The 23,184-nt window shown below is 61.8% G+C and carries 23 protein-coding genes, 1 pseudogene and 1 riboswitch; of the genes and pseudogenes, 11 read left to right on the top strand and 13 right to left on the bottom strand.

Annotation, left to right across the window (positions count from 1 at the left end):
- Window positions 1–195: 195 nt before the first annotated feature.
- A complete protein-coding gene (locus tag AC515T_RS04610) occupies window positions 196–1,878 on the bottom strand; it encodes a fatty acid--CoA ligase (protein WP_496531598.1) in 1,683 nt (560 codons plus the stop codon).
- Window positions 1,879–2,132: 254 nt separating this feature from the next.
- Window positions 2,133–2,762, bottom strand: a complete 630-nt coding sequence (locus AC515T_RS04605) for a LysE family translocator (RefSeq protein ID WP_496531597.1) — start codon at window positions 2,760–2,762, stop codon at window positions 2,133–2,135.
- Window positions 2,763–3,000: 238 nt separating this feature from the next.
- Here AC515T_RS04605 and AC515T_RS04600 point away from each other — a divergent pair, with 238 nt between their 5' ends.
- The 3 genes from AC515T_RS04600 (at window position 3,001) to AC515T_RS04590 (ending at window position 5,844) form a co-directional block, all read left to right on the top strand.
- A complete protein-coding gene (locus AC515T_RS04600) occupies window positions 3,001–3,966 on the top strand; it encodes a 2-hydroxyacid dehydrogenase (protein WP_496531596.1) in 966 nt (321 codons plus the stop codon).
- A 33-nt stretch (window positions 3,967–3,999) separates the two neighbouring features.
- Entirely contained in the window at window positions 4,000–4,998 is a 999-nt protein-coding gene (locus AC515T_RS04595) for a methyltransferase (protein WP_496531595.1), read from the top strand.
- Window positions 4,999–5,047: 49 nt separating this feature from the next.
- Window positions 5,048–5,170: riboswitch (yybP-ykoY riboswitch) on the top strand.
- 89 nt (window positions 5,171–5,259) lie between these two features.
- Complete coding sequence (locus AC515T_RS04590; RefSeq protein ID WP_496531594.1) at window positions 5,260–5,844, top strand: TMEM165/GDT1 family protein; 585 nt, start codon at window positions 5,260–5,262, stop codon at window positions 5,842–5,844.
- A gap of 127 nt (window positions 5,845–5,971) precedes the next feature.
- On the opposite strand, the gene AC515T_RS04585 is transcribed toward AC515T_RS04590, so the two are convergent.
- Complete coding sequence (locus AC515T_RS04585) at window positions 5,972–6,787, bottom strand: M48 family metallopeptidase (RefSeq protein WP_207963219.1); 816 nt, start codon at window positions 6,785–6,787, stop codon at window positions 5,972–5,974.
- Window positions 6,788–7,006: 219 nt separating this feature from the next.
- Between AC515T_RS04585 and AC515T_RS04580 the strand changes: the two are divergent.
- A pseudogene (locus AC515T_RS04580) lies at window positions 7,007–8,287 on the top strand (methyl-accepting chemotaxis protein); the annotation flags it as partial.
- 15 nt (window positions 8,288–8,302) lie between these two features.
- Window positions 8,303–9,145, top strand: a complete 843-nt coding sequence (locus AC515T_RS04575; protein WP_370873798.1) for a methyl-accepting chemotaxis protein — start codon at window positions 8,303–8,305, stop codon at window positions 9,143–9,145.
- Window positions 9,146–9,741: 596 nt separating this feature from the next.
- Here the strand turns inward: AC515T_RS04575 and hisC are convergent.
- From hisC to AC515T_RS04525, 10 genes are all read right to left on the bottom strand, one after another.
- A complete protein-coding gene (gene hisC, locus AC515T_RS04570; RefSeq protein ID WP_496531593.1) occupies window positions 9,742–10,794 on the bottom strand; it encodes a histidinol-phosphate transaminase in 1,053 nt (350 codons plus the stop codon).
- A 1-nt stretch (window position 10,795) separates the two neighbouring features.
- Window positions 10,796–12,148: a histidinol dehydrogenase gene (gene hisD / locus AC515T_RS04565; RefSeq protein WP_058546604.1), complete on the bottom strand. Its 1,353-nt coding sequence runs from the start codon at window positions 12,146–12,148 to the stop codon at window positions 10,796–10,798.
- A 123-nt stretch (window positions 12,149–12,271) separates the two neighbouring features.
- Window positions 12,272–12,907, bottom strand: coding sequence for an ATP phosphoribosyltransferase (gene hisG / locus AC515T_RS04560; RefSeq protein WP_047228656.1), 636 nt, complete (start codon window positions 12,905–12,907; stop codon window positions 12,272–12,274).
- Between the two features lie 243 nt (window positions 12,908–13,150).
- Entirely contained in the window at window positions 13,151–14,416 is a 1,266-nt protein-coding gene (gene murA / locus AC515T_RS04555; RefSeq protein WP_496531592.1) for a UDP-N-acetylglucosamine 1-carboxyvinyltransferase, read from the bottom strand.
- Window positions 14,417–14,438: 22 nt separating this feature from the next.
- The gene (locus AC515T_RS04550; RefSeq protein WP_007953556.1) at window positions 14,439–14,678 is read right to left on the bottom strand and encodes a BolA family protein; all 240 of its coding nucleotides are present in this window, start codon (window positions 14,676–14,678) and stop codon (window positions 14,439–14,441) included.
- 115 nt (window positions 14,679–14,793) lie between these two features.
- Window positions 14,794–15,099, bottom strand: a complete 306-nt coding sequence (locus AC515T_RS04545) for an STAS domain-containing protein (RefSeq protein WP_496533074.1) — start codon at window positions 15,097–15,099, stop codon at window positions 14,794–14,796.
- Between the two features lie 8 nt (window positions 15,100–15,107).
- Window positions 15,108–15,761, bottom strand: coding sequence for an MlaC/ttg2D family ABC transporter substrate-binding protein (locus AC515T_RS04540; protein WP_060739150.1), 654 nt, complete (start codon window positions 15,759–15,761; stop codon window positions 15,108–15,110).
- An 11-nt stretch (window positions 15,762–15,772) separates the two neighbouring features.
- Window positions 15,773–16,240, bottom strand: coding sequence for an outer membrane lipid asymmetry maintenance protein MlaD (mlaD, locus tag AC515T_RS04535; RefSeq protein WP_003178020.1), 468 nt, complete (start codon window positions 16,238–16,240; stop codon window positions 15,773–15,775).
- On the bottom strand, window positions 16,240–17,037 hold the full coding sequence (gene mlaE, locus AC515T_RS04530) for a lipid asymmetry maintenance ABC transporter permease subunit MlaE (protein ID WP_496531591.1): 798 nt from the start codon (window positions 17,035–17,037) through the stop codon (window positions 16,240–16,242). The genes mlaD and mlaE overlap by 1 nt, the downstream gene beginning before the upstream one ends.
- On the bottom strand, window positions 17,037–17,846 hold the full coding sequence (locus AC515T_RS04525; RefSeq protein ID WP_092205009.1) for an ATP-binding cassette domain-containing protein: 810 nt from the start codon (window positions 17,844–17,846) through the stop codon (window positions 17,037–17,039). The genes mlaE and AC515T_RS04525 overlap by 1 nt, the downstream gene beginning before the upstream one ends.
- A 273-nt stretch (window positions 17,847–18,119) precedes the next feature.
- Here AC515T_RS04525 and AC515T_RS04520 point away from each other — a divergent pair, with 273 nt between their 5' ends.
- From AC515T_RS04520 to AC515T_RS04495, 6 genes are all read left to right on the top strand, one after another.
- Complete coding sequence (locus AC515T_RS04520; RefSeq protein ID WP_496531590.1) at window positions 18,120–19,094, top strand: KpsF/GutQ family sugar-phosphate isomerase; 975 nt, start codon at window positions 18,120–18,122, stop codon at window positions 19,092–19,094.
- Window positions 19,095–19,619 (top strand): KdsC family phosphatase, encoded by a 525-nt coding sequence (locus tag AC515T_RS04515; RefSeq protein WP_489101874.1) that lies wholly within the window; start codon window positions 19,095–19,097, stop codon window positions 19,617–19,619.
- Between the two features lie 7 nt (window positions 19,620–19,626).
- On the top strand, window positions 19,627–20,196 hold the full coding sequence (gene lptC / locus AC515T_RS04510) for an LPS export ABC transporter periplasmic protein LptC (protein ID WP_496531589.1): 570 nt from the start codon (window positions 19,627–19,629) through the stop codon (window positions 20,194–20,196).
- Window positions 20,183–20,728: a lipopolysaccharide transport periplasmic protein LptA gene (gene lptA, locus AC515T_RS04505; protein WP_496531588.1), complete on the top strand. Its 546-nt coding sequence runs from the start codon at window positions 20,183–20,185 to the stop codon at window positions 20,726–20,728. Before lptC ends, lptA begins: the two co-directional genes overlap by 14 nt.
- Entirely contained in the window at window positions 20,728–21,453 is a 726-nt protein-coding gene (gene lptB, locus AC515T_RS04500; protein WP_018614004.1) for an LPS export ABC transporter ATP-binding protein, read from the top strand. Before lptA ends, lptB begins: the two co-directional genes overlap by 1 nt.
- 164 nt (window positions 21,454–21,617) lie before the next feature.
- Window positions 21,618–23,111, top strand: a complete 1,494-nt coding sequence (locus AC515T_RS04495; RefSeq protein ID WP_072410874.1) for an RNA polymerase factor sigma-54 — start codon at window positions 21,618–21,620, stop codon at window positions 23,109–23,111.
- Window positions 23,112–23,184 lie beyond the last annotated feature (73 nt).

The following is a 23,184-nucleotide window of genomic DNA, read 5'->3' as shown; positions in this document are numbered from 1 at the left end:
GAGCGGACTATAGCCAGCAGGTAGTACGGCTTGATCCCTCTAAAGTGTGATTTGCAGCCCGCGACCACTCTGGAACAGTCCTTTCGCCAGTCCGACAGGTGTCGGCACGGCAAGGATGGCTGAAATTTTCGGTTTGACAAGGCAAGCGCTTGCTTGGTGGGGCTTGCCGTGCCCTTTCGGGCACGGCAAAAAGGCCTAAAGCGTAGAGAGGAAGGTGCTGTTGTTGCTCTGCCATTCGGTGATGTCGACGCGGATACGCTTCTTGTCGAGCTTGCCGACACTGGTCTTGGGAATTTCCGTAACAAGGGCGATCTGGCTCGGGATCGCCCACTTGCTCAAGTGCCCCAGTTCGACGAACGGCTTGAGGTGCTCCTTGAGTTCGCGAGCCCCGATCTCATGCCCTTCGCGAACCACCAGCAAGGCAAACGGCCGCTCGCCCCACTGCGGATCGGGAATGCCGACCACTGCTACTTCGCGTACCGCCGCGTGACGGCTGATGAGGTCTTCCAGGTCCAGGGAGGATATCCATTCGCCACCGGTCTTGATCACGTCCTTGATGCGGTCGCGGATGTCGATGAAACCCATGTTGTCCAGCGTGGCGACGTCGCCGGTGTGCAGCCAGCCGCCGGCCCAGAGCTCGGCGCCCTTCTGCGGCTCGTTGAAATAGCCCTCGGTGAGCCACGGCGCGCGCAGCACCAGTTCGCCCTGGGTCTCGCCATCGGCCGGCAGGAAGCGTCCCTCGGCGTCGACAATCGCCGCCTCCACCAGCGGCCCCGGCACGCCGGCCTTGATCCGGTAGGTGGTGCGTTCGTCTTCGCTGCCGGCCATCAGTTCAGCGTTGAGGTGGGCGCAGGACACCAGCGGGCCGGTTTCCGACATGCCGTAGGCGGCGGTGAGCTGGATGCCCCGGGCCTTGGCCGCTTCGTACAGGCTGCGGTTCAGGGCGCTGCCGCCGATGACGATCTTCCAGCCGCCGAAGTCGGTGTCCTGGGCGCCCTTGGCATTGAGGACCATTTGCAGGATGGTTGGCACGCAATGGGAAAAGGTGACCTTTTCCTTGCGCCACAGCTGGACCAGGAATTCGGGGTCGTAGCGGCCCGGGTAGACCTGCTTGAGCCCGAGCATGGTCGCCACGTAGGGCAGGCCCCAGGCGTGGACGTGGAACATCGGCGTGATCGGCATGTACACGTCGTTGGTGCCCAGCAGCCGCACGCTGTCGATGGCCCCCATGATGGTCGCCACGCCCATGGTGTGCAGCACCAGTTGCCGATGGGTGAAGTACACGCCCTTGGGATTGCCCGTGGTGCCGGTGGTGTAGAACGTGGTGGCGACGGAGTTTTCGTCGAAGTCCTGGAAATCGTAGGTGGGCGCGGCGGCGGCCAGCAATTGCTCGTATTCACCCACCAGGTTCGGCAGGTCGGCGGTTTTTTCCGGCAGGTCGGTCAGCAGCAGGGTCTTGTCCACCGTGGTCAGGTGCCCGGCTATCGCCTGGTACAAGCCGACGAACTCGCTGTTGACCAGCACGAAGCGGTCCTCGGCGTGGTTCATGGTGTAAACGATCTGCTCCGGTGACAGGCGCACGTTGATGGTGTGGATCACCGCGCCGATCATCGGGATCGCGAACATGCATTCCAGGTAGCGATGGCTGTCCCAGTCCATCACCGCCACGGTATCGCCGGCCTTGACCCCCGCCTCGGTCAACACGTTGGCCAGGCGCGCGACCCGCTCTATCAGCGTCGGATAGCTGTAGCGCAACTGGTCACGGTAGACGATCTCGCGGGTTTTCTCGTAACGCGTGCCAGACATCAGCAGCCGCTTGATCAGCAGCGGGTATTGATAGGCGCCTTCGGCTGGAGGAATAACGCGAGTCTGCAACATAAGAGTCCCTTTTCTGACTGCACGGTCTTGGCTGGAAGCAAGCACTCTAGAGCCCTTATACGCAGATCAAATCAGCCAAAGGAATGATTTGATCAGCGCGCAGATACTAGCCTTGAGCCATGTCCGGGACTGTAGGAGCTGCCGAGTGAAACGAGGCTGCGATCTTTCCCCTGCCAATTGAGTCCAGAGCGAAAGATCGAAAGATCAAAAGATCAAAAGATCGCAGCCTTCGGCAGCTCCTACACAGGGCTGAATCAGTGCGACTCGGTAAACGCCAGCTTCACGCCAATTGCAACGAGTACCGCGCCCATGGTCCGGTCGAACCAGTGGCCCATGCGCGCGAAACCGGCGCGCACGCGTTGCTGGCTGAACAACAGCGCCACCAGGCAGAACCAGACGGCCGTCGCCACCGCCAGGTACACGCCGTAACCGGCCTGGATCGCCAACGGCGTATGCGGGTTGATCACCACGGTGAACAGCGACAGGAAAAACAGCGTCGCCTTGGGGTTCAGGCCATTGGTGACGAAGCCCGAAATGAACGCGCCACGGGCGGTCCGTTCACCGACTTCCTTGTGCAGGTTTTCCTCGGCCGGCTTGGCCGGTTGCGCCCGCAATGCCTTGAAGCCGATGTACAGCAGGTACGCGGCGGCGGCCCACTTCAATGCGTTGAACAGCACGATCGATTGCGACACGATCAGGCCGATGCCCAGCAACGAATAGCCCACATGCAGGAAAATCGCCGTGCCGACGCCCAGTGCCGTCCAGGTCCCGGCGCGCCGGCCATGGGTCACGCTTTCGCGCACCACCACGGCAAAATCCGGCCCAGGGCTGGCGACGGCCAGCAGGTGGATCAGGGCGACGGTGAGGAATTCGGTGAGGTACATGGTGGAGCTCCTTGCGACAATCTTTTGTTGGATGAAATCCCGTGGCGAGGGAGCTTGCTCCCGCTCGACTGCGCAGCGGTCGCTTGTCTTGTATCAGGGCCTGCTTCGCAGGCCAGCGGGAGCAAGCTCCCTCGCCACAGAAAGCTCCCTCGCCACCAGGGTTCGCAGCCATGGCTGTAATGCATCTGATAGGCTCGCCACATTACGCCTTCGGTTCTTGACATAAAAGGTACAGCTGATGACGAACACCGCCCGCGCCGTTTTCCTCGACCACCCTTCCCTGGACCTCGGCGACCTGGACCTGAACCCGTTGCGCAGCTGCTTCGGCGAACTGCAACTGTTCGCCCGGACCACGCCGGACCAGGTCATCGAGCGGCTCAAGGGCGCCACCGTGGCGATCACCAACAAGGCCGTGATCGATGCCCAGGCCATGGCGGCCAGCCCCGGGCTGAAGCTGATCCTGATCAGCGCCACCGGCACCAATAACGTCGACCTGGAAGCCGCCCGCCGCCACGGCATCACGGTGTGCAATTGCCAGGGCTACGGCACGCCGTCGGTGGCCCAACACACCATCATGCTGTTGCTGAACCTGGCAACGCGCCTGGCCGATTATCAAAAAGCGGTGGGGGAAGGTCGCTGGCAGCAGGCTTCGCAGTTCTGCCTGCTGGACTATCCGATTGTCGAGCTGGAAGGCAAGACGTTGGGCTTGCTTGGCCACGGTGAATTGGGCAGCGCCGTCGGGCGGCTGGCCGAAGCTTTTGGCATGCGCGTGCTGCTGGGGCAGATCCCTGGGCGCCCGGCCCGCCCCGACCGCTTGCCGTTGGAGCAGTTGTTGCCGCAAGTCGATGCCCTGACCTTGCACTGCCCGCTCAACGAGCACACCCGAAACTTCATCGGCGCCCGCGAACTGGCGCAGCTCAAGCCCGGCGCATTCGTGGTCAACACCGCCCGTGGCGGCCTGATCGACGAACAGGCCCTGGCCGAGGCACTGCGCAGTGGTCACTTGGGGGGGGCCGCCACCGACGTGCTCAGTGTGGAGCCGCCAACCCAAGGCAACCCGCTGCTGGCCGGCGATATCCCACGATTGATCGTCACTCCACACAACGCCTGGGGCAGCCGCGAGGCGCGACAACGGATCGTCGATCAAATGAGCGAAAACGCCCAAGGCTTTTTCAGCGGTACAGCGCGGCGTGTCGTCAGTTGATAAACTGCCGCACTTTTTTTCAAGGAGCAGACCATGGATCCGCGCAGTGAAGTACTGCTTCGTCAGGCCGAGTTATTCCAGGGTTCGGTGTTGTTGGCCGGCCTGCCCGCCGACGATCTGCTCGGCCGTTTGCCCGAGGCCCATGGCTGGTGCTGGCATGCCGGCGATCAGGCGGCGTTGGACGCTCGTTTTCCCGAGCGCAGCCACTTTGGCGTGAACATCCCCGAGCTTGGGTTCGACACCGCCGTGGTGTTCCTGCCCAAGGCCAAGGACCTGACCGACTACCTCCTCAATGCCGTGGCGGCGCGCCTGGCCGGGCGCGAGGTGTACCTGGTGGGGGAAAAACGCAGCGGCATCGAAGGCGCCTCCAAGCAGCTCAACCCGTTCGGCAAGCCTCGCAAGCTCGACAGCGCGCGGCACTGCCAGCTGTGGCAAGTCACGGTCGCCAACGCGCCCGAGGCCAAGCCCCTGGAAAGCCTGGCCCAGACCTATGAACTGCCCTTGGCCGAAGGTCCGCTGAAGGTCATCAGCCTGCCGGGGGTGTTCAGCCACGGTCGCCTGGATCGCGGCAGTGCGCTGCTGTTGGAACACCTGGATAAGCTGCCCAGCGGGCATTTGCTCGACTTCGGCTGCGGTGCCGGCGTGCTGGGGGCTGCGGTCAAGCGGCGCTATCCGCACAACACCGTCACCCTGTTGGACGTAGACGCATTCGCCGCCGCCAGCAGTCGCCTGACCCTGGCCGCCAATGGCCTGGAAGCCGACGTGCTGACCGGCGATGGCATCGACGCCGCACCGATGGGTTTGAGCGCGATCCTGAGCAACCCACCGTTCCATGTCGGCGTGCATACCGATTACCACGCCACGGAGAACCTGCTGCGAAAAGCGGCCAAACATCTGAAAAACGGCGGAGAACTTCGGCTGGTCGCCAATAGCTTCCTCAAGTACCAGCCGCTGATCGAAGAGCATTTGGGCGTCTGCGCGATCAAGGCCGAAGGCCAGGGCTTTCGCATCTATCGGGCCAAACGCGGTTGAGGTTTTTTAGGCAACAGCACTTGCTCAATCGGATTTGCCTAGGCAGAATCCGCTCCGTCCTAGGGGAGTAGTCTCCCGCGAGCGCCATGCTCGCCCGGCATACGTCAACATACTTGGTCAGCAGACCATGGCGTATGCGGCCCAAGCGTCCACGCAGATGGTCGCTGGGTTTGACAAGACCTATGACACGCACACCTTACCCGGGGCGGGAAGGCTGTACGTGTCATAGCCGTGTCGACCCGCCCCTTTAGGAAATCCCTGATGCTGGACTCACTCCTCGTACCCACGGCGATCGTTGCGCTGGCCGAAATCGGCGACAAGACGCAATTGCTCGCGCTCATTCTTGCCGCTCGCTTTCGCAAACCCTGGCCGATCATCGCCGGCATCGTTGCCGCGACCCTGGCCAACCATGCGGCGGCCGGCGCGGTCGGCGCCTGGGTCAGCGGTTTCTTCTCCGACGCGGTCCTGCACTGGATATTGGCGGCCAGCTTCACGGCCACGGCACTGTGGACCCTGGTCCCGGACAAACTGGACGATGAGGAAGCCAACACGGCCCGCCGGTTCGGACCGTTCCTGACCACGCTGATTGCATTCTTCCTGGCGGAAATCGGCGACAAGACCCAGATCGCCACGGTGATGCTCGCCGCGCAATACCCGGAGCTGTGGCTGGTGATCATCGGCACCACCGTCGGCATGTTGATTGCCAACGTGCCGGTGGTCCTGGCGGGCAATTTCGCCGCCGAGAAGCTGCCCCTGACCCTGATCCGCCGCCTGGCCGCCTCGGCGTTCTTCGTCCTGGCGATCGTGGCGGTGTACAAGGCGATGCAGGGCAGCGGGTGGGTTTGAGGCTGTTGTGGCGAGGGAGCTTGCTCCCGCTCGGTTGCGCAGCGACCGCAAGATTTTGGGGCCGCTTCGCAGCCCAGCGGGAGCAAGCTCCCTCGCCACAAAAAACAGTTTCACCGCATGATGGAGCTTACTTCTTGGCCTGCTGATACAGCGGCATCACCTTCGGAATCGCCGCCTGCAACGAAGCGATACGGCTGCTCGACGACGGGTGGGTGCTCATGAATTCCGGCGGCGCGCCTTCAGAAGCCTTGGCCATCTTGTTCCACAAGGTGATCGCGGCGTTCGGGTCGTAGCCGGCGCGGGCGGCCAGTTCGAGGCCGATCAGGTCGGCTTCGTTCTCGTTGCCACGGCTGTTGGGCAAGGTCATGCCGTAGTTGGCGACGGTGTCGGCCAATGCCAGGCTGTCCTGGCCGAGACCGAACAAGGCACCGGCACCCTGCTTGGCCATTTCGATGCCATAGGCCTTGGACATCGCTTCGCGCCCGTGCTCGCGCAGGGCGTGGGCGATTTCATGGCCGATGATCGCGGCGATTTCATCGTCGGTGAGCTTCAGCTTATTGATCAGGCCGGTGTAGAAAATAATTTTCCCACCTGGGCCGCAGCTGGCGTTGAGCTCATCGCTCTTGATCAGGTTCACTTCCCAGTTCCATTGCGCAGAATCCGGACGGAACACCGGCGCCTGGGCGATCAGCCGACTGGAGATAGCCTGGACCCGCTTGGCATCGCTGCTGGTCTTGTCCAACACGCCCTGGGCACTCGCCTCGCCCATCGTCTTTTGATAGGACTGGGCGTACATCTGGTTGACCTGGTCGGTCGACAGCATGCTGAACATGTACTGCTTGCGTTCCACGCCCACGGCTCCGCCGCTGGTGGTGTTGACCGACTGACAACCGGCGAGCAGCAAAGCCGCGCTCAGAGCACTCACCATCAATGTCTTGTTCATGTAAAAGAAGCTCCCTGGAAACGTGGACGTATCCTAGGCCTTGATTTGTATCGGCGCCAGATACACAACGGGGGGATTACAGTTTTTTCGGACAGATCCCACCGCATCCATTTGCGACACCCACTTCTCCAATACAGTCACCCGACGAACAGCGCCTCATGCTGCGCCACAGAAACGCCGATAAAGATCCCAGACGTCATTTCCGCGTCCGGAGCCTTTATGAAATTCAGATCGATCCAGTTTTCCGTGGCCGCCCTGGCCGGTGCCATCGTGCTCAGCGTGGTCGGCGCCCTGGTGCTGTACGCGCTGTTTGCCGGCGCCCGCACCCAGGAGATGGTGCAACAGCGCACCAAGGCGCAGTTCGAGCAACTCATCGAACAACGCCTCAGCGCCCTGGCGCGCACCCAGGCCAGCCTGATCCAGCGGGAATTGGAAGCACCGCTGTTGCTCGCCCGCGGCCTGGCCACCACGAACGCCTTGATGGGCATGAACGGCGCGGACGGCAATCCGCCCCTGAAGGTGCCCCGCGAACAAATGATCAGCCTGCTGCGCGAAACCGTGGTGCGCAACCCGAAGATCCTCGGCGCCTATATCGCTTGGGAGCCGAACGCCATCGACCACGACGACGCCAATTATGTGAACAGCCCGGTCGTGGGCATGGAAACCAACGGGCGTTTCCTGCCGTGGTGGTTCCGCAATCAGGACGGCACCCTGGGCCTGGAAAAACTCGCCGACGTGACCGACCAGAAACTGCTCTCCACCGGCATCCGCGCCAGTGAGTACTACCTGTGCTCCCAGGACAGCAAGAAAGCCTGCGTGATCGACCCGGCGCCCTACCGTGTCGGCAGCACGATGACCATGCTCGCCTCGTTCATCGAACCGATCATGATCGATGGCAAGTTCCAGGGCATCGTCGGCGCCGACCTGTCGGTGAACTTCATCCAGGACATGCTCGTGGCCGCCGACGGCAAGCTGTACGACGGCGCCGGGGAAATGGCCTTGCTCTCGAGCAACAACCGGTTGGTGGCCTTCACCAAGGACCCGAGCAAACTCGGGGAAAAGGCCAGCGACCTGCTGGATGCCAGCGAACTGGACAACCTCGCCAAGCTGGGGGTCGGTGAAGTGCGCTACGACATCGACGACGAACACGGGCATATCGAGGTGTACATGCCGTTCGGCATTGGCGAGACCAACGCCCGTTGGACGCTGATGCTGCAGTTGCCGCTGAATGCGGTCATGGCCGACCTGCAAGCGCTGCAGCAAGACCTCGACCATCAGCGCCAGGCCGATATCTTCGGCATGGCAATGGTGGGCCTGGTGATTGCCGGCATTGGTCTGCTGGTGATCTGGCTGGTGGGTCACGGCATTGCCCGACCGCTCAAGCAGATGGTGGCGATGCTCGATGACATCGCCCAGGGCGAAGGCGACCTGACCCGCCGCTTGGTGAGCGACCGCGCCGATGAGCTGGGGGCGATCGCCAGGGGCTTCAACACCTTCCTGAGCAAGTTGCAGGGCATGATCACCCAGGTGGTGACCTCGGTGCAGAGCGTCAGCGATTCATCGGAGCACACCGCCGATATCGCGATCCGCACCAACCAGGGCGTGCACAAGCAGATGTCCGAGATCGATCAGGTCGCCACGGCCGTGCACGAAATGACCGCCACCGCCCAGGACGTGGCCCGCAACGCGACCCAGGCGGCCCAGGCCGCCAGTCATGCGGACCAGGCTGCCAGCCAGGGCATGCAGATCGTCCGGGACACCTCCACCTCCATTGGTGCCCTGGCCGTGGAAATCGGCAAGGCGGTGGGTGTGGTGCAGACCCTGGCCAAGGACAGCGAGAACATCAACGCGATCCTCACCGCCATCCGCGGGATCGCCGAGCAGACCAACCTCTTGGCCCTCAACGCGGCCATCGAAGCCGCTCGGGCCGGTGAGCAGGGCCGTGGTTTCGCGGTGGTCGCCGATGAAGTGCGCAACCTGGCGCAGAAAACGCAACAGGCGACCGAAGAAATCCAGGCGATGATCCAGCAGTTGCAACAAGGCACCCGGGATGTGGTGCGGGTGATGGAAGACAGCCAGCACCGTACCGACGAAAGCGTGCAGCATGCGGCGAAAGCGGCCCAGGCCCTGGAGACGATTACCCAGGCGGTGTCGGTGATCAACGACATGAACACCCAGATCGCCAGCGCTGCCGAGGAACAAAGCGCCGTGGCCGATGACATCAACCGCAACGTGATCAACATCGGGCAAGTGGCAAACGAAGTGGCCAGCGGCGCCGACGAATCCAGCGCGGCCAGCGCCGGGCTGACCAAACTGGCGGAGCAGCAGCGGCGGTTGATCAATCAGTTCAGGGTCTGATCCGAAGGCCCCATCGCGAGCAAGCTCGCTCCCACAGGGGATGCTCGGTGGCATGCCGATCTGATGAATGCCCCAAAAAACTGTGGGAGCGAGCTTGCTCGCGATGGCGTCAGGTCAGCCGACATTGAAGTGACTGACACGACGCCTTCGCGAGCAAGCCCGCTCCCACAGAGGATTTGCAGTGGAATTCCGACCTTGCTAACACCCCAAAAAACTGTGGGAGCGAGCTTGCTCGCGATGGCGTCAAGTCAGCCGACATTGAGGTGACTGACACTACGCCCTCGCAAGCAAGCCCGCTCCCACAGAGGATTTGCAGTGGAATTCCGACCTTGCTAACACCCCAAAAAACTGTGGGGGCGAGCTTGCTCGCGATAGCGTCAAGCCAGCCGACATTGAGGTGACTGACACTACGCCTTCGCGAGCAGGCTCGCTCCCACAGGGGATGTTCGGTGGCATGCCGATCTGATGAATACCCCAAAAAACTGTGGGAGCGAGCTTGCTCGCGATGGCGTCAGGTCAGCCGACATTGAGGTGACTGACACACTATCGCGAGCAAGCTTTGCTCCCACAGACTCCCACAGGTCCAATGCAGGGTTTCAGAGTTCGCCGAGGGCTTCGATCAGGGCCTGGTTCTGCTCCGGTGTGCCGATGCTGATTCGCAGGAACTGGGCAATCCGCTCCTGCTTGAAGTGCCGCACGATCACACCCTGTTCCCGCAGTTTCGCCGCCAACCCTGCCGCATCGTGCCGGGGGTGGCGGGCGAAGATGAAGTTGGCCGCCGAGGGCAGCACTTCAAAGCCCTTGGCTTGCAACTGGGCCACGACCCATTCACGGTGCTCGATGACCCACTGGCAGGTCCGGTCGAAATGCTCGCGATCATCGAACGCCGCCGCGCCGCCGACATTTGCCAGGCGATCCAGCGGGTAGGAGTTGAAGCTGTTCTTGATCCGCTCCAGCGCTTCGATCAGGTCAGGATGGCCCACCGCCAGGCCCACGCGTAGCCCCGCCAGCGAGCGGGACTTGGACAATGTCTGGGTCACCAGCAGGTTCGGATAACGGTCCACCAGGCTGATGGCCGTTTCGCCGCCGAAGTCGATGTAGGCCTCGTCGACCACCACCACCGAATCCGGGCTGGCCTTGAGGATCTGCTCGACCGCCTCCAGCGCCAACAGGCAGCCGGTCGGCGCGTTCGGGTTGGGGAAAATGATCCCGCCGTTGGGTTTGGCGTAATCGGCCGGGTCGATCCGGAATTGCTCATCCAGCGGCACCGCCTCGAACTGGATGCCGTACAACCCGCAATACACCGGATAGAAGCTGTAGCTGATGTCCGGAAACAACAGCGGCTGGTCGTGCTGCAACAGGCCGTGAAAAATGTGCGCCAGCACTTCATCCGAGCCGTTACCCAGGAACACCTGGTTGCTCTGCACGCCGTAGTAGCGGGCCACGGCGCCTTTGAGCAGGTCGCTGTTGGGGTCCGGATACAGGCGCAGGTTGTCATTCAGTTCGGTCTGCATCGCCGCCAGGGCCTTGGGCGATGGACCGTAGGGGTTCTCGTTGGTGTTGAGCTTGACCAACCGGGTCAGCTTCGGCTGTTCACCCGGCACGTAGGGCACCAGGTTCTTGACGAACGGGCTCCAGAATTTACTCATTTCAGTTCCCCTGCCGTTCAACGGATGGCTCGTCAATGGATGGCTCATCAAGAATGCGGTATTCGGCGCTGCGGGCATGGGCGCTCAGCGATTCGCCACGGGCCAGCACCGAGGCGGTCTTGCCCAGTTCGGAAGCACCCTGCTCGGAGCAGAAGATGATCGACGAACGTTTCTGGAAGTCATACACCCCCAGCGGCGACGAGAAGCGCGCGGTGCCGGACGTCGGCAACACGTGGTTAGGACCTGCGCAATAGTCACCCAGGGCCTCACTGGTGTGGCGGCCCATGAAGATCGCACCGGCGTGGCGGATCTGCGGCAACCAGGCCTGCGGGTCGGCGACCGACAGCTCCAGGTGTTCCGGCGCGATGCGGTTGGCAACCTCGATGGCCTGCGCCATGTCATCGACCTTGATCAGCGCCCCACGGCCATTGATGGAGGTGTTGATGATCTCGGCGCGGTCCATGGTCGGCAGCAGCTTGTCGATGCTGGCGGCGACCTTGTCGAGGAACTCGGCGTCCGGGCTGACCAGGATCGCCTGGGCGTCTTCGTCGTGCTCGGCCTGGGAAAACAGGTCCATGGCGATCCAGTCCGGATCGGTCTGGCCGTCGCACACCACGAGGATTTCCGAAGGGCCGGCGATCATATCGATGCCGACCTGGCCAAACACGTGGCGCTTGGCGGTGGCGACATAGATATTGCCCGGCCCGACCACCTTGTCCACCCGTGGCACGCTTTCGGTGCCATAGGCCAGCGCGGCAACGGCCTGGGCGCCACCGATGGTGAACACCCGGTCCACGCCAGCGATGCAAGCGGCGGCCAGCACCAGTTCGTTGATTTCACCGCGCGGGGTCGGGACGACCATGACCACTTCGGTCACACCGGCGACCTTGGCCGGGATGGCGTTCATCAGCACCGAGGACGGATAGGACGCCTTGCCGCCCGGTACGTACAGGCCGGCGCGGTCCAGTGGCGTGACTTTCTGGCCCAGCACCGTGCCGTCGGCCTCGGTGTAGCTCCAGGAGTCCTGTTTCTGCCTTTCGTGATAGTCACGCACCCGCGACGCGGCTTTTTCCAGGGCTTCGCGCTGGGGCACGGTGATCCGGGTCAGGGCCAGTTCCAGGCGCTCGCGCGGCAGGATCAGGTCAGCCATGGACGCCACTTGCAGGCCGTCGAATTTCTGGGTGAATTCCACCAGGGCGGCATCGCCACGCTCGCGCACGGCCTTGATGATGTCCAGCACCCGCTGATTGACCGAGTCGTCAGACACGCTTTCCCAGCTCAGCAGATGATCCAGATGATGTGCGAAATCCGGGTCGGCAGCGTTGAGTCGGCGAATCGAAGTGGGAGCGGTCATAGCGAGGGCCTCATTAATGGCAAATGCTCAGGCGCCCTAAGCTACCAGTCCATTCGCGTGGGCACCTGAGAAAATTGGCTATGACACGGATAGACGGGCGCGACTCAAGGCCGCGCAGGTGAATCAGCCGCGGTGTCGCGATTCCACTGCCTTGCGCAGGGTATCGATCAGAGCCTGGATACGAGCATGCTGCATTTTCATCGACGCCTTGTTGACGATCAACCGGGAGGTGATGTCAGCGATGAAGTCCTGGGGTTCCAGGCCGTTGGCCCGCAGGGTGTTGCCGGTGTCGACCACGTCGATGATCTTGTCCGCCAGGCCGATCAGCGGCGCCAGCTCCATCGAACCGTACAGCTTGATGATGTCGACCTGACGGCCCTGCTCGGCGTAATAACGCTTGGCAATGTTGACGAACTTGGTCGCCACGCGCAAACGCCCCTTGGGCTCCGGCGCGCCGACTTTACCGGCGGTCATCAGCTTGCAACGGGCGATCCGCAGGTCCAGGGGCTCGTACAGGCCCTGGCCGCCGTATTCCATCAGCACGTCCTTGCCGGCAACGCCCAGGTCGGCGGCACCATGTTCCACATAGGTCGGCACGTCGGTGGCACGCACGATCAGCAAGCGCACGTCGGCCTGGGTCGTGGGGATGATCAGCTTGCGGCTCTTGTCCGGATTCTCGGTCGGCACGATGCCCGCTTCAGCCAGAAGCGGCAGGGTGTCGTCAAGGATGCGGCCCTTGGACAGTGCGATGGTCAACATGGGAAACGTCAGTCCTTATCAAGGTACTCATGCCCGGTCGCAAGCGGCGCCGGACACACATCGAGGGTGCAAAGACCCTCGATGTGAAACAAAATCAACGGGCACATCCTTGTGCCCACGGAAAGCGCCTGCGCGACGATCATACTGCGTTGAAAACAGGCTCGGAATGCTCATTGACAACCAGTCAACTCCGCTTCCTCGCCTGTTTTCGCCTTGCCTGATCGCCGCGCAGTCACTTTCCAATTAGCCCGGCACGCGGCGGATCTTGGCGCCGAGCATCTGCAGTTTTTCTTCGATGCACTCGTAGCCACGGTCGATGTGGTAGATGCGGTCGATCAGGGTATCGCCTTCGGCAATCAGGGCCGAGATGACCAGGCTGGCCGAAGCCCGCAGGTCGGTGGCCATGACGGGCGCGCCCTTGAGTTTCTCGGTGCCGGTGACGATGGCCGTGTTGCCTTCGACCTGGATCTTGGCGCCCATGCGGTGCAGTTCGTAGACGTGCATGAAGCGGTTTTCGAAGATCGTCTCGATCACCGCGCCGGTGCCTTCGGCAATGGCGTTGAGGGAGATGAACTGCGCCTGCATGTCGGTCGGGAACGCCGGGTATGGCGCGGTCCGCACGTTGACAGCCTTGGGCCGCTTGCCGTGCATGTTCACTTCGATCCAGTCTTCGCCGCAGGTGACTTCGGCACCGGCTTCCTTGAGTTTCTCCAGGACGGCTTCGAGGATGGTCGGATCGGTATCCTTGACCTTGACACGGCCACCGGTGACGGCAGCGGCCACCAGGTAGGTGCCGGTTTCGATCCGGTCCGGCATCACTTTGTAGGTGGCCGAATGCAGCCGCTCGACGCCATCGATGGTGATGGTGTCGGTGCCGGCACCGCTGATCTTGGCGCCCATGGCGATCAGGAAGTTCGCCAAGTCGACCACTTCAGGCTCGCGAGCGGCGTTTTGCAGCACGCTGCGGCCCTTGGCCAGTGCGGCGGCCATCATGATGTTCTCGGTACCGGTCACGCTGACGGTATCGAAGAAGAAGTGCGCGCCGCGCAAACCGCCTTTCGGCGCCTTGGCCTTGATGTAGCCACCTTCGACGTCGATCACCGCGCCCATGGCTTCCAGGCCGCGGATGTGCAGGTCCACCGGACGCGAGCCGATGGCACAGCCGCCAGGCAAGGCGACTTCGGCTTCACCGAAACGGGCGACCATCGGCCCCAGTACCAGGATCGACGCACGCATGGTCTTCACCAGCTCGTACGGGGCGATCAGGGTCTTGATGGTGCGTGGGTCGATTTCGACGCTGAGCTTCTCGTCGATCACAGGCTCGATGCCCATGCGGCCGAACAGCTCGATCATCGTGGTGATGTCGTGCAGGTGCGGCAGGTTGGCCACGGTCACAGGACCGTCGCACAGCAGGGTCGCGGCCAGGATGGGCAGGGCGGAGTTCTTTGCCCCGGAAATACGGATTTCGCCATCAAGACGAACGCCGCCGGTAATAATCAGTTTATCCATAAGAATCTCGAGGCCCTTGGGCTCAGGTGCGCTCGGCCCAGGCCGCGCTGCTGAAAAATTTCATCGTGACCGCGTGGATGCTGCCATCGGCAATCCATGGGTTCAAATGGGCATAGATGCTCTGCTGACGCTTCACTGGGCTCAATGCCGCCAGTTCATCGCTGATTACGTTCAGCTGGAAGTTGCAGCCTTCGCCTTCAACTTCCACCTGCGTACCAGGCAGCTTTCCTTCAAGGAAGCTCTTCACTTCTACAGCCTGCATGCTCAACCTCAATCGGCGCCCTGTGCGCGCGGGTCGCACATCATACAAAAAAGCCCCGCGCCTGCGAACCCCGCGAAGCAGGACTCTGACGGGGGGACTTTTCCAACGATGTGGGTCAGGAGTGCGCCAACAGCTCGGTCAGCTCGCTGACCTGGGCTATTTCGCGCATGTCTTCGGGCATCCCACGGATGCTCCACGTTTTGCCGGCCGCCTTGGCGTCCCGCATGAAGCACAGCAGCAGCGACAAGCCGACACTGCTGGACTTCTGCACCGCCGAGCAGTCAATGATCACTTCGGCGCCGCCGACGGACTTGATCAGCGCCTGGCCCTGCTTGCGCAAGGCCGGGCCGGTGCGGTAGTCCAGCACGCCACTGAGCAGCAGCTCACCGGCGCCGCCCAGACGAACGGCCGACTCACTCACCGACTCGATCATTGTTCCTGCTTCTCTTTGGCTTCTTCGGTCACTTCCTTGGCCTTGGCGACTTCACCGGCCCAACCGTCGATGGTCTTGTCCAGGTCGTTGCCGTTGCGCTGCATCGCATCGGCGAACTGATCGCGGAACAGCTTGCCAATGTTGATGCCATTGATGATCACGTTGCGCACCTTCCACTCGCTGTTGATTTTCTCCAGCGTGTAGGAGACAGGGTAGACCGCGCCGTTGTTGCCCTTGACCTGCATGTCGACGCTGGTGCGGGTGCCGCTTTCATCCTTGGCCGGGGAAACGGTGATGCCCTGGTTGTTGTATTCCAGCAAGGCGTTGCCATAGAACTGCATCAGGCTGCGCTTGAAGTTCTCCTGGAAGCGGGTCATCTGCGCCGGGGTTGCCTTGCGCGAGTACTTGACGGTCATGATGCTCTTGGAAATGCCATCGGCGTCCACCACGGGGCCGACGATGCCGTTCAGCGCGTCATAGAACGCGCTGGGGTCCTGCTTGTATTTCTCTTTATTGGCGGCAAGGTCCGCCAACAACCGGGTGGTCGTGTCCTGGATGATGTCATGGGCCGAAGGCGCGGCCACGGCGTTGGCCATCAACGGCAGCGCCGCGAGCAGCACCAACAGGCTACGTCGCAAGATAGAGATCATTCAAAAGCTCCTCATTTGGCGTCTTTGCTAACGGTATTGAGCAGGAATTTACCGATCAGGTCCTCGAGCACCAGGGACGACTGCGTGTCATGGATGACCCCGCCGTCCTTGAGCACGGTGTCTTCCCCACCCACGCTGATGCCAATGTATTTCTCGCCCAGCAGCCCGGCCGTGAGAATAGATGCAGTGGAGTCAGTCGGCAGGTTGTCCACGCGCTTTTCCAGCTGCAGCGTCACCCGACCGGTGAAATCCTCGCGGTTCAGATCGATTGCCGTGACCTTGCCGATGGTCACACCGGCCATGGTCACCTTGGCTCTGACCGTCAAACCGGCGATATTGTCGAAATTGGCATAAAGTTTATAAGTATCGGTGCTTGCCGTCGGCGCCAGTCCACTGACCCGCAGGGCCAGCAGCAGCAAAGCCAGGATGCCAGCCAGCAAGAAAAGGCCGACACCGATTTCCAGGGTGCGGTTTTGCATCAGAAATCTCCAAACATCAAGGCGGTCAGAATAAAGTCGAGGCCCAGGACCGCCAGCGAGGCGTACACCACGGTCTTGGTTGTGGCACGGCTGATCCCCTCTGAAGTGGGCTCACAGTCATAGCCTTGAAACACGGCGATCCAGGTCACGACGAACGCGAACACGGCACTTTTGATCACGCCATTGAGAACATCGTCGAGGAAGTCGACGCTGTTTTGCATGTTGGCCCAGTAGGAACCCTCATAGACCCCCAGCCAGTCGACGGCCACCCACGAACCGCCCCAGATCCCCACGACGCTGAAAATCATCGCCAGCACCGGCAGGGAAATGAAGCCGGCCCACAGGCGCGGGGCAATGATGTACTTGAGCGGGTCGACGCCGATCATTTCCAGGCTGGACAACTGCTCGGTGGACTTCATGTTACCGATTTCAGCCGTCAGCGCCGAACCGGCCCGCCCGGCGAACAGCAGCGCGGTCACCACGGGGCCGAGCTCGCGCAGCAGCGTCAGGGCGACCATCTGCCCGACCGCCTGCTCCGAACCGTAGCTGGACAAAATGCTGAAGCCCTGCAGCGCCAGCACCATGCCGATGAAGATCCCGGAGACCACGATGATCACCAGGGACATCACACCCACCGAGTGCAACTGCTTGACCAGCAGGCCAAAGCCGCCGCCCGTCGCGTTGCGACCGAGCAATGCGTGCATCAGGAACAGCGAGGAACGGCCCAGCACCGCCACCACGTCGATGCCGGAGCGGCCGAACAGGCGAATTCTTTCCAATAGTGATTTCTTGCGCATCAGCGCTTCCCCAGCAGATCGGTACGGTAATCCGTGGCCGGAAAATGGAACGCCACCGGCCCGTCCGGATCACCTTTCATGAATTGGCGAATACGCGGGTTGTCCGAATCCGCCAGTTCCTGCGGTGTGCCCTGTCCCAGCACCTGGCCATCGCCGACCACATAGATGTAGTCGGCAATGCTGGCGGTTTCGGCCAGGTCGTGGGAGACCACGATACTGGTGATGCCCAGCGCATCGTTGAGCAGGCGGATCAGGCGCACGAGCACACCCATGGCGATCGGGTCCTGGCCGACGAAGGGTTCGTCGTACATGAGGATCTTCGGGTCGAGGGCAATCGCCCGCGCCAGCGCGACCCGCCGCTTCATGCCGCCGGACAGCTCGTCCGGCATCAGGTCGATGGCGCCACGCAGCCCGACGGCCTGCAACTTGAGCAGGACGATGTCGCGGATCATTTCTTCCGGCAGGTCGGTATGGACCCGCAACGGAAACGCCACGTTCTCGAACACATCGAGGTCGGTGAACAGCGCGCCGCTCTGGAACAGCACGCCCATGTGCTTGCGCGCATCGAACAGGTCGCTGCGAGACAATTGGGGAAGATTCTGGCCATTGACCCAGACTTCGCCGGCGCTGGGGCGCAACTGTGCCCCCATCAGCCGCAGCAGCGTGGTCTTGCCACACCCGGAAGGCCCCATGATGCCGGTGACCTTGCCCCGTGGTATGCGAATATCGATGTCATTGAAAATGCTGCGCGTCCCTCGCTTGAAGGACAGCCCCTTCAGCTCGACCGCGTAGGCGTTGTCGGCACTCATCTAAACTCCTTGCGATGCAGCCTCACATTCGAATGCCCTGGGCAGCCGACAAGCGCCGGCACCGCCGGGCACGCGAACCGGCGGCGAACTATATCACTGCAACAGCCAAGCGCCCAAGGCCAACGCCCCGCCCGTTAAGCCTGGCTTAAGGTAAAAGCCACATTTTATGTCAAACGTTGCGGCCCCTTGAACAAAGCATGACGAACTTACGTGAGGGAATTGTTCATTACCGCTATAATCGCCGCCTTTTCATCGGGCTATACGATTTCAGACATGAGCCAATCCAGCGACCTGATTCAATCGGCACAACGTACCATCCGCCTCGAGCTCGAAGCCGTGCAAGGCTTGCTGCCCCATATCGACGCTGATTTCGTACGCGCCTGCGAGATGATTCTGGCCAGCAAGGGCCGCGTGGTCGTGGTCGGCATGGGCAAGTCCGGGCACATCGGCAACAAGATCGCCGCCACCCTCGCCAGCACTGGCACCACGGCCTTTTTCGTCCATCCGGCCGAAGCCAGCCATGGGGACATGGGCATGATCACCCGGGACGACATCATCCTGGCCCTGTCCAACTCCGGCTCCACCAACGAAATCATCACCCTGCTGCCGCTGATCAAGCGCCTGGGCATCCAGTTGATCAGCGTGACCGGCAACCCCGACTCGCCGCTGGCCAAGGCCGCCGAAGTGAACCTCAATGTCAATGTCGAACACGAAGCCTGCCCGTTGAACCTGGCACCGACCTCCTCCACCACCGCCGCCCTGGTCATGGGCGATGCCTTGGCCGTGGCGCTGTTGGAAGCCCGAGGTTTCACGGCGGAAGACTTTGCTTTTTCCCATCCCGGTGGCGCCCTCGGCCGTCGCCTGCTGCTGAAAGTCGAAAACGTGATGCACGCCGGCCAGGAATTGCCACAGGTCGTGCGCGGCACACTGCTCAAGGACGCGCTCATGGAGATGACCCGCAAGGGGCTGGGCATGACGGTGGTCCTGGAGGCCGACGGCAAGCTCGCCGGGATTTTTACCGACGGCGACCTGCGCCGCACCCTGGACCGCACCATCGACATCCACAGCGCGACCATCGAACAAGTCATGACGCCCCACGGCAAGACCGCCCGCGCCGAGATGCTCGCCGCCGAGGCCCTGAAAATCATGGAAGACCACAAGATCAGCGCCCTGGTGGTCGTCGATGACGACGACCGTCCGGTGGGCGCCCTGAACATGCACGATTTGCTGCGTGCGGGAGTCATGTAAATGAACACAGACCTGTTGCAACGGGGCAAAGCCATCAAGTTGGCCGTGTTCGATGTGGACGGCGTGCTGACCGACGGTCGCCTGTACTTCCTCGAAGACGGCAGCGAATTCAAGACCTTCAACACCCTCGACGGCCAAGGTATCAAGATGTTGATGGCCGCCGGCGTACAGACCGCTATCATCAGCGGCCGCAAGACTCCGGTGGTCGAACGGCGTGCGAAGAACCTCGGCATCCCGCACCTTTACCAGGGTCGCGAAGACAAACTGGTGGTGCTGGACGAGCTTCTGGGTCAACTCAACCTAAGCTATGAACAGGTGGCCTACCTCGGTGACGACCTGCCAGACCTGCCGGTGATTCGCCGGGTCGGCCTGGGCATGGCGGTCGCCAACGCGGCCGGCTTCGTCCGCGAGCATGCCCACGGCGTCACCACGGCGCGAGGCGGCGAAGGTGCGGCCCGCGAATTCTGTGAACTGATCCTGCGCGCCCAGGGCCGCCTCGAAGCGGCCAACGCCGCGTACCTGTGAGCCATTTATGCTGAGCAAAAAGATTCGCACCATTGTGGTGTTTGCCTGTATCGCGGCGATTTTCGCCGCAGTGGGCTATTGGAACATCAGCCCCGAACGGTTTCTCGACCAGCCTGCACCCCAGGTCGAGGAGCGGATCGACTGGTACGCCACCAACACCCATACCCTGCAGTACCTGCCCGACGGCAAAGTGCAATATGAGATGACGTCCGACAAGGTCGACCACGTAAAGGCCACTGACATTACGCTGGTCACCAAGCCGGACCTGAACATGTTCCGCGGCACCGAATTCCCGTGGCACGTGCAGAGCGAGCACGCCGAAGTCAATTCCGGTGGCACCGAAGTGGAACTGATCGACTCGGTACGCATTGCCCGAACCGACGAGAAAAACCGCACGACCGTCATCACCAGTACACGCATGACCGTGTTCCCACAGCAAGAATATGCGCAGACCGAGCAACCCGTTAGAATCGACGGCGCCGGGGGTGTATCGACCGGCACGGGAATGAAAGCGTATTTGAAGGAAAGCAGGATACACCTGCTATCGAACGTAAGAGGACAGTATGAAGCTCGCTAAAACCCTCCCTATTTTGCTCAGTCTGGGCGCAGCACTGGGAAGCGCGAGCGCCTGGGCTCTTCCCAACGACCGCGACCAGCCTATCCGCATCCAGGCCGACGACGCCCAACTCGACGACAAGAATGGCGTCGCCACCTATAAAGGCGACGTGATCATCACCCAGGGCTCGATGAAGGTCACCGGCAACACCGTGACCATCACCCGCACCCCGTCCGGCGATATCGATGTGGTGACCTCGGTGGGCAACCTGGCCTATTTCGAACAGATGCAAACCGCGGGCGACACCAAGCCGGTACAGGGCTACGGGGTCACTATCCAGTACCACGCCTCCCAGGATCGCGTGGTTCTGATCGACCGTGCTAAGGTCGTCGACAAGGACAACAACGTTACCCAAGGCGAGAAAATCGTCTACGACACCAACAAGAAACTCGCCAGCGCCGGTCGCGCCACCGGCAGCAAGGTGACCGAGCAGCGTCCGCGGATCGATATGGTGATCCAGCCTAAAAAGAAAACCGAGCAGAAGGCCCAGTAATGGCAACTCTGAAAGCTCAGCACTTGGCCAAGAGCTACAAGAGCCGTCAAGTCGTGCGTGATGTCAGCCTGTCCATCGACAGCGGCCAGATCGTCGGCCTGCTCGGCCCCAATGGCGCGGGCAAGACCACCTGCTTCTATATGATCGTCGGCCTGGTCCAGGCCGATCAGGGTCGCGTGCTGATTGACGACCTGGATGTCAGCCACCAGCCGATGCACGGTCGGGCGAAGGCCGGCATCGGCTATTTGCCGCAAGAAGCATCGATCTTCCGCAAACTGTCGGTTGCCGACAACATCATGGCGATCCTCGAGACCCGCAAGGAACTCGACAAGGCCGGCCGTCGCCAGGAACTGGAAAGCCTGCTGCAGGAATTCCACATCAGCCACATTCGCGACAACCTGGGCATGAGCCTGTCGGGTGGCGAACGGCGCCGCGTGGAAATCGCCCGCGCTCTGGCCACCGCACCGAAGTTCATCCTGCTCGACGAACCGTTCGCCGGCGTGGACCCGATCTCGGTGGGCGACATCAAGCAGATCATCCATCACCTCAAGGCCAAGGGTATCGGCGTGCTGATCACCGACCACAACGTGCGCGAGACCTTGGACATCTGCGAAACCGCCTACATTGTCAATGACGGCCAATTGATCGCCGAAGGAGACTCCGCCGCGATCCTGGCCAATGACCTGGTCAAGGAAGTGTACCTGGGCCATGAGTTCCGCCTGTAAGCACACGTGTCTGGCGAATTGCCTGGGCGTCGTTTAATTTTATTATGGCGACGCTCTAGGCAAACACTTCAGTTTCAGGCATATAATTTGCTTAATTTTGGCGCTCCGGCGCCCTGTAGTGGATGGCGCATGTGCGCCGGCGAATAAGGTGTTAAGCCCCTGCCATGAAACCATCGCTAGTCTTGAGAATGGGCCAGCAGCTGACGATGACACCGCAGCTGCAACAGGCCATCCGCCTGCTCCAATTGTCGACCCTGGACCTGCAACAGGAAATCCAGGAGGCCCTGGAGTCCAATCCGATGCTCGAACGCCAGGAAGAAGGCGACGACTTCGATAACACCGACCCGCTGGCCGACAACGTCGAGCAGAAGACCAACACCGAGATCCCGGAACCGTCCTACCAGGAAGCCGCCCCAACGGTGGATAACCTCGAGGATGGCGAATGGAACGAGCGCATCCCCAACGAACTGCCCGTGGACACGGCCTGGGAAGATGTCTACCAGACCAGCGCCAGCAACCTGCCCAGCAGCGATGACGACGAGTGGGACTTCACCACCCGCACCTCGGCCGGCGAGAGCCTGCAAAGCCACCTGCTGTGGCAACTGAACCTGGCACCGATGTCCGACACCGATCGCCTGATCGCCGTGACCCTGATCGATTGCATCAACAACCAGGGCTACCTGGACGAGACCCTCGAAGAAATCCTCGAAGCCTTCGACCCCGAGCTCGACATCGAGCTGGACGAGATCGAAGCCGTCCTGCATCGCATCCAGCAATTCGAACCGGCCGGCATTGGCGCCCGCAACCTGGGCGAGTGCCTGTTGCTGCAACTGCGCCAGTTGCCTGCCAAGACGCCATGGCTGGCCGAAGCCAAGCGACTGGTCACCGATTACATCGACCTGCTGGGCGGTCGCGACTACAGCCAGTTGATGCGTCGCATGAAGCTCAAGGAAGATGAGCTGCGCCAGGTCATCGAACTGGTGCAGAGCCTCAACCCGCGCCCCGGCTCGCAGATCGAATCCACCGAGCCCGAGTACGTGGTCCCCGACGTGATCGTGCGCAAGCACAACGATCGCTGGCTGGTGGAACTCAACCAGGAGTCGGTGCCCAAGCTGCGGGTCAACGCCCAGTACGCCGGTTTCGTCAAGCGCGCCGACACCAGCGCCGACAACACCTTCATGCGCAACCAGTTGCAGGAAGCCCGCTGGTTCATCAAGAGCCTGCAAAGCCGCAACGAAACCCTGATGAAAGTGGCCACCCAGATCGTCGAGCATCAGCGCGGCTTCCTGGAGTACGGCGATGAAGCGATGAAACCGTTGGTCCTGCATGACATTGCCGAGGCAGTGGGCATGCACGAGTCGACGATTTCCCGGGTGACCACCCAGAAATTCATGCATACCCCCCGGGGCATCTATGAATTGAAATACTTTTTCTCCAGCCACGTCAGCACCTCCGAAGGCGGCGAATGCTCGTCCACGGCCATCCGCGCGATCATCAAAAAACTGGTGGCCGCGGAAAATCAGAAAAAGCCGTTGAGTGACAGCAAGATCGCTGGTTTACTGGAGGCACAAGGCATTCAGGTGGCCCGCCGTACCGTCGCCAAGTACCGTGAATCCCTCGGGATCGCGCCTTCGAGCGAACGCAAGCGGTTGATGTAACAGGCCACGCCACAGCGTTCCAGTGGCAGGCATTTCTGCCTGCCGCTTTATGCACTGGCAACGAAGGAGAAGC

The organism is Pseudomonas sp. FSO-7 (assembly GCF_059579345.1).
Note: the sequence above shows the minus strand (reverse complement) of the source record. Positions and strands in the feature narration are given on the sequence as shown.